Annotated in this window: 6 protein-coding genes; 3 read left to right on the top strand and 3 right to left on the bottom strand. The window is 67.2% G+C overall.

The window, feature by feature from the left end; all coding sequences use genetic code 11:
* Nucleotides 1-34: 34 nt before the first annotated feature.
* Together VGB75_11045 and VGB75_11040 are read right to left on the bottom strand one after the other, a co-directional pair.
* Nucleotides 35-1,696: a DUF885 domain-containing protein gene (locus tag VGB75_11045; GenBank protein HEY0167566.1), complete on the bottom strand. Its 1,662-nt coding sequence runs from the start codon at nt 1,694-1,696 to the stop codon at nt 35-37.
* A 70-nt stretch (nt 1,697-1,766) separates the two neighbouring features.
* On the bottom strand, nt 1,767-2,777 hold the full coding sequence (locus VGB75_11040) for a 1-aminocyclopropane-1-carboxylate deaminase (protein HEY0167565.1): 1,011 nt from the start codon (nt 2,775-2,777) through the stop codon (nt 1,767-1,769).
* Nucleotides 2,778-2,900: 123 nt separating this feature from the next.
* Between VGB75_11040 and VGB75_11035 the strand changes: the two genes are divergently transcribed.
* The 3 genes from VGB75_11035 (at nt 2,901) to VGB75_11025 (ending at nt 11,889) form a co-directional block, all read left to right on the top strand.
* A complete protein-coding gene (locus VGB75_11035; GenBank protein HEY0167564.1) occupies nt 2,901-3,311 on the top strand; it encodes a GNAT family N-acetyltransferase in 411 nt (136 codons plus the stop codon).
* A gap of 325 nt (nt 3,312-3,636) precedes the next feature.
* Complete coding sequence (locus VGB75_11030; protein ID HEY0167563.1) at nt 3,637-9,687, top strand: DNRLRE domain-containing protein; 6,051 nt, start codon at nt 3,637-3,639, stop codon at nt 9,685-9,687.
* Between the two features lie 387 nt (nt 9,688-10,074).
* Complete coding sequence (locus VGB75_11025) at nt 10,075-11,889, top strand: glycoside hydrolase family 3 protein (protein HEY0167562.1); 1,815 nt, start codon at nt 10,075-10,077, stop codon at nt 11,887-11,889.
* Nucleotides 11,890-11,921: 32 nt separating this feature from the next.
* Here the strand turns inward: VGB75_11025 and VGB75_11020 are convergent, their stop codons facing one another.
* On the bottom strand, nt 11,922-13,142 hold the full coding sequence (locus VGB75_11020; protein HEY0167561.1) for an aldehyde dehydrogenase family protein: 1,221 nt from the start codon (nt 13,140-13,142) through the stop codon (nt 11,922-11,924).
* Nucleotides 13,143-13,401: the final 259 nt, after the last annotated feature.

The raw sequence follows: 13,401 nt of genomic DNA, 5'->3' as shown, positions 1-13,401 counted from the left end.
GTCCTCGCTCGCTGGCGCTCGCTGCGATCTTCACTCATGCGGCCGGCGGCAGTTCCAGCAGCTGGCGCAGGTAGCGGACCGGCGGGGAGCCGTAGCTCAGCATCGAGTCGTGCAGCTGCCGGTCCGACCAGGCGGGCCGGGCCTGGCGCAGGTCGGTGGCCAGCCCGCGGACCTCGAGGTAGCCCACGTAGTAGGTGGACAGCTGGGTCGAGCTCAGCTGCACCCGACGCCACTTGCCGGTGGCCTCGCCCTCCTCCTGGTACCCGCGAACCGTCATCAGCTCCATGGCCTCGCGCTGGTCGAGCTCGCCGGTGTGGAAGGACACGTCCATGATGGTGTTCAGGATGGATCGCACCTGCATCTTCAGCTGTTGCATGCGCACCGCCGCGGCCGCCTCGGCGGAGATCTTGCGGCGGTAGCCCAGGCCGGCCATCAGCTCCTCGGCGTAGACCGCCCAGCCCTCGATGAACGAGCCGCTGCCGAACACGCCGCGGACCGGGTTGGCGCCCTGGTAACGGTGGTTGTGCGACAGCTGCTCCACATGACCTGGCATCGCCTCGTGGATGGTGAGGTTGTGCAGCATGTGGATGTTGTACTCGCGGTAGAACGAGCGCACCCGTTCTGCCGGCCAGTCCGTCGGAGTGGGAGAGACCGCGAACTGGGTGGCCAGCGGCGCGGTCTCCAGCGCGCCGACCGCGACGCAGTAGGCCACTGCCACGCCGCGATCGATCTCGGGCATCTCGATGATGTCCACGGGGTCCTCGTGCAGGGTGAGCAGGTCGTGCTCGCGCACGAATTCGGTCGTCTCGGTCAGCGCGTCCCGGCACAGCTGCAGGATGGTGTCGCTGGTGGGCGCGTCGGCGGCCAGCCGGTCGAACTCGGCGGCGATCACGGCCCGGTCGACGTCGGCCGACTTGGTGGATTGCCCGACCAGCTCGGCCAGCTCGCGCTCGACCCGCTCCAGATCGCGATAGGCCTGTTCCAGCAACGTCGTGGGCTGCCACGGGGTGGCCAGGGTGAGCGCCAGCTTGTCGGCGAAGAGGTCGGGGCCGAGTCTGGCCGGCCGCCGGGCGCCGGGCAGCTCGCCACGCAGCCAGTCCTGGTGCTCGCGTACCGCCGCCGCCGCCCGGCTGACCTCCTGCGACAGGTCCGGGCCGACGCCTCCGGCCTTGGCCACCGCCGCGGGGACCTCGCCCTCGATCAGGGCCAGGGTGCCCTCCAGCTGCCCGACGGCAGTCTCGACGTGCACCCGGGACATCTCGCCCAACCGGCTCCGCGCGGCCTGCAGGTAGTCCGGAATCGCGCGCAACCGGCCGGCCACCCCTGACAACCGTTCCGGCAACGGGGCGAAGTCCCGCGAGAGCAAGCCGTACAGCGCCTGTCCCGGGTTGTGCAGCATCGGATTCCAGCTGGCCTCGTCAAGCTCGTTCAGCTCGAGCAGCTCGCCTTCGGCCGCCGTCCGCAGGATGTCGCGGTCAACCGCGTCGGCGGTGTCCAGCCGCTCTGCCGGCAGCTCGTCCAGCCGCGCGATCAGCGAGCGGAGCTCGGCGCTGCGCCGCTGCCCGGCGGCCGCCGACGGATCGCTGAGCTGATCGTCATGGCTGTGGTCACCGAGATAGGTGGCCTGCTCGGGGTAGTGCGCGCACAACGACGCGACGGCGTCGTCAGCGAGCTTGGTGAAGGGTGCGAAGGTCATGTCCAGACGGTAACCGGGTGACGGCGCTTTGGCTGCGGGGGCAGCGGCGCCGTCAAGATCTGACCAGTCGTCAGGACCTGAAAAGCGCGCTGTAGGCGTTGATGGCCGGCTGGCCGCCGAGGTGGGCGTAGAGCACGGTCGAGTCGCGCGCGATCTCACCGGTGCTGACGAGGTCGATGAGCCCGGCCATCGACTTGCCCTCATAGACCGGGTCGATGATCATGCCCTCCAGGCTGCCGGTGAGCCGCATCGCGTCCAGGGTGGACTGGACCGGGATGCCGTAGTAGTCCCCGGCCCAGCCTTCCAGCACGGTAATCTCCTCATCGCCCAGCTCCCGTCCCAGGCCGATGAGCTCGGCGGTGTTCCGCGCGATCCGCTCGACCTGCGACCTGGTCTCGGCGATCTTGGCGGAGGCGTCGATGCCCAGCACCCGGCGCGGCCGGTCCTGCCCGGCGAACCCGGCGATCATGCCGGCGTGGGTGGAGCCGGTCACGCTGCAGACGACGATGGTGTCGAAGAAGACGCCCAGCTCAGCCTCCTGCCGCTGCACCTCATAGGCCCAGTTCGCAAAACCCAGGCCGCCCAGCCGGTGGTCGGAGGCGCCGGCCGGAATCGGATAGGGCACGCCGCCGCCGTCGGTGATCTCGGCCAGGGCGTTCTCCCAGCTCTGCTTGAAGCCGATGCCGAAACCGGCCTCGACCAGCTCGACGTGCGCGCCCATGATCCGCGACAGCAGGATGTTGCCGACCCGGTCGTTGACCGAGTCCGGCCAGTCCACCCAGCTCTCCTGCACGAGCCGGGCCTGCAGGCCGAGCTTGGCCGCGACTGCCGCGACCTGGCGGGTGTGGTTGGACTGCACGCCGCCGATCGAGACCAGGTGAGTCGCGCCCTGCGCCAGCGCCTCGGGAACGAGGTACTCCAGCTTCCGGGTCTTGTTGCCCCCGTAAGCCAGGCCGGAGTTGCAGTCCTCCCGCTTGGCCCAGATCTGGGCGCCGCCGAGATGGGCGCTCAGCCGCTCCAGAGGGTGCACCGGGCTCGGGCCGAAGAGCAGCGGATAGCGGGGGAAGTCGCTCAAGGGCATTTTCTGGACTCCTGGTCTAGGGCGATCGACGCCGGGCGGCTGGCGTGTCATGAGCTACCGCTCCAGCCTAGGCGCCCCGCCGGCGGCCGGACGCGGCGTGCGGGCGGATGAGATGCTCAGCCGGTGACTGAGATCGTGTTCTCCGCAGAGCTGGCCGACGTGGACTGGTCGGCGCTCAAACGGGCCCTGGTGGCCGATGACTTCGACAACCTCCGCAGCCCCGAGCAGTACCGGCGCTCGCACGAGAACTCCCACGCAGTCGTCTTCGGACGCTGGAACGGGGAGTTCGTCGCCAACGGCCGGATCCTCAGCGACGGGGTCTGCAACGCCTACCTGGTCGACATCTGGACCGCGACCCCCTACCGCCGCCGCGGCGTCGGGCGAGAAGTGGTCAACCGGTTGCTGGCCACCGTGCCGGGCCAACACGTCGGGCTGTTCACCGACGACATGCAGGCGTTCTACGCGACGCTCGGCTTTCGGCCGCAGGTCGGCGGCATGAGCAAGGTGGTCGGCGACTGGCTCAAGGGCGGTTGATCGCTCGCGCGCAGACAGCCCTCTCGCGTACAGCCAGACCTTCCATGCCGAGCCAGCCCTGATTCTTAACTGATCTTCTATTTCAGTGTAAAACAGTTATAAATAGGGCAGACTTCTCGGCATCGACTGGAGGTCGTCCATGAGCCTGGCTGTTCCTCGCGCGCGCCACACCACCTCGAAAGCGCTCGTCATCCTGGTGACCACGACGGCCTTGACTGCGACGGGCCTGAGCATCGTGGTTCTTCCCGCCCCCGGTCACGCGGAACAGACGAAAGCTCGACCTGCGACGGGGCTGGTGACAACCAGGCCCGATCGGGTGTCGGCCATGTCCACAGCGCAAGCCCAGAAATCGCGGGTTGAAGACCTGTCGGCGAGAACCCCGGAGGCCTCGACGTTCGCAGAACCGAACGGCTCGTGGACCGTGGAGTCCTACTCGGGGCCTGTCCGCGCTCAGAACAAGAGTGGCGACTGGATCGGCTTGAACTCCAAGCTGTCGAAGCGGAGCGGCGCCTACGCTCCCACGACGTCCGCTTATGAGATGTCGTTCTCAGACGGAGGCGACACGACCATCGCGGCGGTCAAGACCGGCGACGGCCACGACCTCAAGGTGGGCTGGCCAGGCAAGCTGCCGACGCCCACAGTCGAGGCCGGCACGCTGACCTATCCCGACGTCACCGAGAACGGCGACCTGGTGGTCACGTCGCGTCCCAACGGGTTCAGCTACTCGGTGATCCTGCGCCAAGCGCCAGCGGCCGGCGCCGGCCCGGTGGAGTTCTCGTTTCCGCTCAGCCTGGATGGGGCAACGGCGCGCGTCACCGACGCCGGCGGAATCGAGATCTCGCATGGCAAGACGAGGGTGGCCTCGGCGCCGAGCCCGGTGATGTGGGACGGCGCGGACGCCAACAAGGACGGCCAGGGGACAGTCACCAAGATCGCGACAGCGGTTGAGGTCTCAGGCGGCGTCCCGACACTGGTCCTGCGGCCGGATATGTCCTTGCTGACAGCTGCTGGCACGCAGTACCCGGTCACGATCGACCCTACGTTCATTGTGAGTGCCACCTCTGACACCTGGGTTCAAAGCGCGGGTGACACCTCCAGTCAGATCATCTCACCTGAACTGCGCGTCGGCTCAACTGACGCAGGCGTGACCACAGCGAGGTCGTATCTGTTCTTCGACCTGGCGAACATGTCGAAGATGTCAGCGTTCGACGTCAACTCGGCTCAGGTGAACCTGTCCAACTTCGAGACGGGAGCTTGCTCAGGGTCCCCACTGACGATGTCGCGGATCACCGGCGGTTGGTACACCGGCACGGTGACGTGGGCGAGCCAACCTGCCGTCACCTCAGCTGGCGCCAGCCAATCCTCCCAGTCCTATGGAGCCGCCGGCTGCCCCGCCGAGGGCGTCGTCTCCTTCGATGCCACCCAGATCGTGAAGGACTGGTCAGCCGGCGCGCCGAACGCTGGTGTGCGGATCGCGGCCGACAGTGACATCGCGGCGTCGGGATCGCGGAAGTTCCGCTCAGGCGATAACGGCACGTACTCGAAGTCGCCCAAGCTGATCGTGAACTACAACTCCTACCCGAAGAAGCCGGCCGCCTCTCAAGTGTCGCCCGCCATCAGCGACGGCGGGGCCTTCATCACCTCGTCCAGCGCGCCGACCTTCACCTCCAGCGTCGAGGACCCGGACGGCGGCCAGGTCACGGTCACCTTCAAGATCCTGCAGGGTTCGACGGTCATCGAGAGCCCGACGCTGGGAACAGTCGCCTCCGGTTCATCGGTCTACCGCATACCACCCAGCTTGGCCGATGGCACGTACACAGCCCAGTGGCGAGCATCCGACGCGACCCTCGACTCCGATTGGTCAGACCCGACGACCTTCATCATCGACACGTCGCCGCCGACGGCGCCCAGCATCGCGTGTGGCGGCCTGGCAGGCGGAACCTGGTACAACACCAAACCGGTCTCGTCGTCCACCTGCACCATCACCGCTGCCAGCGGAGTCGACACCCTCGAGACCACCTTCAACGGCGACGCGGTGACCTTCCCCAGCCTGTCGGCAGGCGCCACCTCGAAGTCGTTCATCGTCCCCGACAACGGCGTCTTCGAGCTGAACGTCATCGCCAAGGACAAGGTGGGCAACGCGTCCATGGCTTCCTTCAAGACCGGCATGGGCGCCGGAGCCATGGTCAGCCCCAACGACCAGGACCGCTCCACCGATTCGTTCACCGTCGCCGGTAAGTCAAAGGCAGGCGCGTCCAGCGCCCTGCTGCAGTGGCGCCTCGCCGGTGACAGCAGCGGCGCCTGGACCCAAGCCACCGAAGTCAGGGCAGGTTCGGCCGTGTGGTCTGGTGTGCCCACCACCTTCGGTGACACCGCCAGCACCGGCCCCCTGACCTGGAACGCCTCCGCCGAGCCGGGCGTCGAGTCACCTTCGGTACTCCAGGCGCGCTTCTGCTTCAACTACACGGTGAGCCCGACGCAGCGGTGCACCGCGTCCAGGAGTTTGAACATGCTGCCCCACGCCATCGGCGGCTCCTTCCCCACCTCCGACCTTGGCCCGGGGCAGGCAGCCCTGATGACGGGTGAGTATGTGCTGGACCAGAGCGACGTCAGCGTTGCCGGCTACGGCGAGAGCCTGACGGTGGGTCGTTCCTTCCAGTCGCTCGGATCCACGCCTTCGGTGCAGGGCGGTGTGTTCGGCCCGGGATGGGTCGCGAATATCCAAGGACCGGATGGTGGCTTCTCATCGGCCACCGTGTCGGATTCGACGGCGAGCAACGCCTCGATCACGCTTACCGACTCCGATGGAAGCTCGTTCAGTTACCTGCACTCGACACAGGTCAAGGGTGCTCAGAAGGACGGCACGTACCTCGCGCAAGGCGAGGCGGCGCTGAGCAACAACAGGCTGGCTATCACAACCGTCTCCGGCGCCAAGTATCTGACGCTCTCAGACCCGGACGGCACCCGGACGGTGTGGCGTCACCTGGGCTCAGCGACGTGGTCCATCGACCGCGTCGATGAACCCGGAGAAGGCGGGCTGACCTCCTACACACTGGACACTGCCGGTCGTGTCACAGGCATCTACGTCCCTGCGCCAGCAGGAGTGACCTGCAACGCCACTATCCAGGACAAGGGCTGCCGAGCGTTGCAGCTCACCTATTCCACGGTCGGAGCCGACAAGCGACTCACGCAGGTCGATCTGCGGACCTGGGATCCCAAGCCCGCGTCGAACGGGCTGCCCGGATCGAGCGCGGCGATGAGCACCATCCCTGTCCAGAAGTACTCCTATGACTCCGCAGGCAAGCTGACCGCGGCGTGGGATCCCCGGGTCGGAGACGGAGCCTCGGCACTGAAGAGGACCTATACCTACCAGAGCGTCGGCACCCACACGATGCTGGCCAGCTTGACTTCGCCGGGCGAGAAGGCCTGGCGCTTCGGCTTCGATTCCCTCGCGCGGATCGAGACCGTCAAGCGCGCGCACGACGCCGCGATCGGCTCAGGGGATGCGACCTGGGCGGTCGTTTACGCAGTGCCGACGTCGGGTACTGGACTTCCCGACCTCAGTCCTGGCGCGGCTTCGGCCTGGGGACAGCTTCAGGTTCCGGTCCAGGGCACCGCGGTCTTTGAGCCCGGAGCACCCGGCACTGTGGACATGACGTACGCCGACATCTCCTATTTCACCGCCGAGGGCCGGACCACGAACACGGCAAGCTACGGTGCGGGCGCCTGGCAGATCGACACCATGGGCTACGACAGCGTCGGCAACACCGTGTGGGAACTTGATGAGGGCAACCGCAACAGAGCGTTGGCCGCCGGCGGAAACACTGCCGTCGCCGCGAACTTGCTGTCCACCAAGACGCTCTATGCCGCCAATGGCACTCGGGTCTGGGCCGTATGGGAACCCGCCCGCAGCGTGATGCTCGCCAACGGGACCCAGATATCTGGCCGACCTAAGACGGTCAACGTCTATGACGACGAGGTTGACCCGAGCCTGGTGCCCGGCAGGCCGGTGCCTGACCCTGCCGAGCCACCCCAGAACCTCTTGGTCGAGACTCGAAAGTTCCTCGCGAACACAGACGACACCATCGGCTACGACCTGCAGCGGACTCGGTACCGCTACGACAAGGTCGTCCCGACAGACGGCGACGGCTGGGCTCTCACGACGCCTACCCGGGTGTCAACGGATATGGGCGGTGGTATTTGGTCCACTCAATTGACGCGCTTTGACTCGGCCGGAAAGATCATCGAGACCCGGACGCCTCAAGGAGTGTCGACCACCGACGGGGCCGGGTCGGACGTGCGCTCCACGATGACCAAGTACTACACCGCTGACGCCTCGTCGCCGGACCCCGAGTGCCGCAATCGACCCGAGTGGGCAGACCAGGTGTGCGCCACGTCGCAGGCGGCAAGTTACGCCACCATTCCCACGGAGCGAGTCACCGGCTACGACTACCTGATGAATCCGACGCGCTTGGAAGAGGCGTCGACGCCCATGGCTCGGACGACGGTGGTCTCCTACGACATCGCCGGACGGCCGACCGCACGAGCGCTCAGCATGGCGGGCGCGCTCGCGGGCGATCAACCAGTCGCAGACGCCAGTATCACGTATTCGCCGACGACCGGCGCCCTGGCCTCAACCACGGTCGCGGGTCAGACCATCTCTCAGACCCAGGACAGTTGGGGGCGGCTGCTCACCGAGAACGACGGGACCGGCAACACCGCCACGACGACCTACGACTCCGCCGGTCGGACGAAGACCTTCCACGACGGCAAAGGCACTTACACCTACACCTACGATGGAACGGACGCCGCCGGAAACGCCGAACGCCGTGGACTTGTCACCAAGGTCGACGTCGGCCTCCCGTCCGGGCCGGACGAGTTCAGCGTTGCCTATGACGCCAATGGCGCCAACACCAGACTCGTGTATCCCAATGGCCTGATCGCGACCTCCACCTTCAACGAAGGAGGCGATCAGACAGCGCTGTCCTACGTCGTCGGTTCGAGCAAGGTCGCTGGATTCAACCGCTTGATCGATCCGCACTCGCGCGTCCGGTTCGAGGACTCGCCGTTGTCGAAGTTCGGCTACAGCTACGACCCCAGGGGCCGGCTTGTTCAGGTCAGGGACTACATGGGTGGGCAGTGCACCACGCGCGACTACACGTTCAGCTTGGACTCCAACCGCACAGCGCTCGCCACGGCGCCTCCCGGAGCGGCAGGCGCGTGCTCCACGTCGAATCCGACAGTCAAGTCGAGCGCGTTCGACATCGCGGATCGGATCATGGACTCCGGCTATAGCTATGACTACTTCGGTCGCACCCGGTCCGTACCGCCTGCAGACACCGCGCACAGTGGCGGAAGCGGGTTGGCGGTGAGGTACTTCGCCAACGACATGGTCGCCAGCACCGCCCAGAGGTTCCCGGCCGCGAACGGAGAACTCCACACCCAGACCTATGGCCTGGACGCCTATCAACGCTTGTCGACCTTGAGCGAGACCACCGAAGGCGTCGAGCTACGCAGAACCACGAACCACTACTCCGACAGCTCCGACTCACCTGCGTGGATCGCGAAGGAGACTCGGCCCAACGGGCTGACGAGCTGGACCGGCACGTGGACCCGCAATGTGCTGAGTCCCGATGGGGATCTGGGTCTGATCCAGAGGTCAGACGGCACGTCCAGCGTCCAGGTCACGAACATGCACGGCGACGTGGTGTCGACCCTGGAAAACGCGACGGTCTTCAGCGGGCTCACCAACTACGCCGAGTCCACCGAATACGGCGGTGAGCGCGTTGGCTCGACGTCGCTGGGCCAGGGTTATGGCTGGCTGGGCGCCGAGCGCCGCTCCAGCGACACCGGCGGTGGCCTCACCCTCATGGGCGCCCGCCTCTACAACCCGGCAACCGGGCGGTTCCTGTCGATGGATCCCGTGCCCGGAGGCAATGACAACGCCTATACCTATCCCGTCGACCCGGTCAATGCCTACGACCTCAGCGGTGAATGGCTCGAGTACGGGCGATGGGGCGCCTACAAGTGGTACAAGACGCTGTACAGCGGCAAACACAAGGTGCACAAGTCCAAAATCGCCCGTGCGTTCGCGAACATCGCAAGCAAGATCATGAGAAAGATCCTCGGCAGGATCTTCAGCTTGGGAATCACGTACAAGGTCAAGTGGAAGGTCAAGTACTACCAAAAGGTCCGCGGCATCTACGACAGCAGGACAGGAAACCTGCGCGGCGTCCAGCACAAGGTGAAGATCAAATACGGGCAGAAGATCTGGGCATGTTCGGTCTTCGGCACGTTGTGCTACAGCGTCACAGGAGGCGTCTACGTCCACATCTCGACGGAGTACAGGCTGTGGACCAGGTGGTGGTACAACTGAGCCGGAGCAGCGCTGACCACATCCATGCGACGCTGTGAGCATGGCCAACGCACCCGTCGATCTCGGGCAGAAACTCTCCTCGTTCTCTGAGCAGTGGGCGCCGAAGGTGGTCGCTCGGCTCAACGATCACGAGATCAAGGTCGTCAAGCTGCAGAGGCGGTCAGCTAGCTGCAGGCGTCACGTTCTGCCCGCTATTGACCAATTCCAGAAACCCGCCGTACGGTCGTAGCACGCCATTCCAAGCGTCAGAGGGCCTTCGCTGGCTCTCGCTGGCCAAGGGGAGTGACCGAGGTAGGTCGAAGGGTCGCGCAGCGCCCCTCGAAGGATCGGATCAAGGGATCGGAGCTTCCCATGCCGCTGATGAGGCTCACTCGGCTGAAGCGACAGATGGCTGGGACGGCGGCCGCGGTGTTGTGCGCCGGCGCGCTGGCGTTGACGCCCGCCCGCACCGCCGACGCCGCCGCCGGATGCGTCTCGCCCACGGACTGCCTGTCCAAGATGACGCTGGCCGAGAAAGCGGGCCAGATGACCCAGCCGTCGTGGGACTCCCTGGCGAGCAAGACCGATATCACCACCTACGGCCTGGGCTCGGTGCTCAGCGGTGGCGGCGGCGGCCCGACCGGCGCCGGCGGCACCGCCGCGCAGTGGAAGGCGATGGTCGACGACTTCCAGAGCTACGCGCTCAAGACCCGCCTGGGCATTCCGCTGCTCTACGGGATCGACGCGGTGCACGGCAACAACAACATCAACGGCGCCGTCGTCTTTCCGCACAACATCGGACTGGGCGCCACCCGCAACCCGGCGCTGGTTCAGCAGGTCGAGGACGTGACCCGCCAGGAGGTGCTCGGCTCGGGCATCCGGTGGGCCTTCGCGCCGTGCCTGTGCGTCGCCCGCGACGACCGGTGGGGCCGAACCTACGAGAGCTTCGGCGAGGACCCGTCGGTGGGCAACGCCCTCGCCGGCGCCGCGGTCACCGGTCTGCAGGGCGCCAGCCTGAGCTCGACGTCGGTGCTGGCGACGGCCAAGCACTGGGTGGGCGACGGCGGCACGACGTTCGGCACCGGCAGCAGCGGTTACCTGATCGACCAGGGGGACGCCCGCATCACCGAAGCCGAACTGGACGCGATTCACGTCCCGCCGTACACGCAGGCCATCGCCGCCGGGGTGGGCTCGGCGATGGTCAGCTACTCCAGCTGGAACGGTGTGAAAGCTCATGGCCACAAGTACCTGATCACCGACAAGCTCAAGGGCGCGCAGAACTTCACGGGCCTCGTCGTCAGCGACTGGGCCGGAGTCAAGCAGTTGCCCGACTCGACCTACGCCGCCCAGGTGGCGCGCGCGGTGAACGCCGGCATCGACATGATCATGGTGCCCGACGTCTACGTGGCGACCATCAACGCCATCGTGTCCGGCGTGAACGGCGGCCAGATTCCCCTTGCGCGGGTTGACGACGCGGTGCTGCGGATCCTCACCGTCAAGTTCGGGCTGGACCTGTTCAACACGCCATACACCGACAGCAGCCACACCGCCGGGGTGGGCTCGGCCGCGCACCGGGCGGTGGCCCGGCAGGCGGTCCGGGAATCGCAGGTGCTGCTGAAGAACGACGGTGTGCTGCCGCTGGCAAAGACGGGCACGTACAAGCTCGTGGTCGGCGGCAAGCACGCCGACAACATCGGCAACCAGATGGGTGGCTGGTCGATCTCATGGCAGGGCGCCAGCGGCGCGACCACGACCGGCGGCACCACGTTCTGGCAGGCGCTGCAACAGCAAACTGCCGGTACCGGCATCACCGTGACCAACGTCGGCACCAGGACCAAGGGCAACTACAAGGCCGACATCGGCATCTGGGTGGGCGGCGAGACACCGTACGCCGAAGGCCAGGGTGACAGCTCGACCCTGGCGTTCGGCAGTGATAACTCCGCCGCGCTCGGCGACATCTGCGCGCGGGTCACCAAGTGCATCGCGATCCTCGAGTCCGGCCGGCCGGTGATCATCAAGGACCAACTGGTGAAAGCCCACGCGTTCGTCGCGGCGTGGCTGCCCGGCACCGAGGGCGCCGGCCTGGTCGACAACCTGTTCGGCAGCGGCTACACCGGCAAGCTGCCGGTGAGCTGGCCGAGCGCGGTCACCGACGAGCCGATCAACCTCGGCGACGGCAAGACGCCGCTGTTCGCCTTCGGCTACGGCCGCTCGCCGTACTAGAGGCGCACGCCGCAGTGCGGTGAGACACCGGCTTAGCGGGGCGTCACCACGAACTGGCGCAGGTGCAGGTCGAGAAAGGTGACCGGGCCGCGTGGACCCGGCACCCGGTCCACGTTGATGCCGGTCTCGGGCAGTCCGAGCAGCTTGAAGCCGTCCAGCAGTCGGGTGGTCACGTTCCAGAACGCGCCGGTGCCCGAGTACGCGTCGAGGAACGCAGCGGCCGCGGCCGGGTCCTCGGTGGCTATGCAGGCGGCCAGGCCGGAGGTTTGCGAATCGGCCAGCGCGGCCGCCTCGGCCGGTCCGTCCACCTGCGCCACGGTGATCGTGGCCTCCCTGCCGTCCTGCAACGCCCACTCCAGCCCGAGGGGGTGCTCGTGCGGCGGCAGGTCGGCCTCGATGCCGAGGTCAGCCAACACGCCGAGCACGCCGGGCAGCAGCTCGTCCCACCGGTCCCGGGCGATCAGCAGCAGGTTGAGCCGGTTGCACACGCCGAGCCGGTCCAGGCTGGTCCGCACCAACTCCAGCGCCTTGCCCTCGTCGGCCGCGCGGTCCAGGTAGAGCACGCCGCCGCCGTCGGCGTGCGCCAGCGTGCGGACGCCGTGCCGGGCCGCCTCCGCGGTGAGTTCACGGGTGCTGTCTCCGCTGCCCCGCAGGATGACCAGCGGGATCAGGTGGGGCTGGGCGACCAGTGCTCGGGCGGTGTCGCGGCCCGGCGCTCGGACCAGTTGGACCGCGGCCGGGTCCAGCCCGGCGCCGGACAGCGCCGGCGCGAGCACCTCGTCGACCAGCGCGGCGGCCGAGCCGATCGCCGCCGAACCGGTGCGCAGCACCCCGGCGTTGCGGGACTTGAGCAGCTGGGAAGCCATGTCGATGACCACGTTGGGCCGGGCCTCGAAGTTGGCGCCGATCACCCCGACCGGCTTGCGCCGCTCTTCCACCAGAGCGCCGGGCAGCTCGCGGACCACCCGGGACCATCGCGGGTGCGGCACCTCGGCCAGCACGCGCAGCTGATGGGCCATGCCGGTCAGCCGGTCCCGGTCCAGCCGGAGCCGGTCGAGCATCGCGCTCTCCAGCCCGCTGGTCCGCATGTCCTCGGCGTTGGCGGCAAGCACCGCGTCGGCAGCCTTGTCGTCAGTCAGCCGGTCGGCGATCGCGCGGATAGCGGCGTCGATGGCCTCCGGAGTGGCAGCGGCCAGGCTGCCGGATGCGGCGTGCGCGGCCTCGGCGCACGCTCGTACGACGTCGGCTCCCATGGCCAGAACTCTACGTGGCCCGGGCTGGCGCCTCGCGGCCGTGTTTGGACAAATGATCGCTAAATCCACGTGCGGATTGGCTTGTGCAGCTTGAGGAGTCACGCCTCGGGCTCAGTTGGTGGACAGCGGCGCCGTTGTTCGGCACGACAGAAAGCCGGGTGGCCAAACACTGAGAAGCGACGATTGAATTCGGCTACATTCCCCCGATCATGATCGACAAATGCCCAGCGGTCGGCTGACCGCCGTCAAGAATGGGGTG

The organism is Jatrophihabitans sp. (genome assembly GCA_036399055.1).
In the GTDB taxonomy this organism is placed as follows: Bacteria; Actinomycetota; Actinomycetes; order Mycobacteriales; family Jatrophihabitantaceae; genus Jatrophihabitans_A.
The sequence above is the reverse complement of the archived record's forward strand: the minus strand, read 5'-3'. Positions and strand labels throughout refer to the sequence as shown.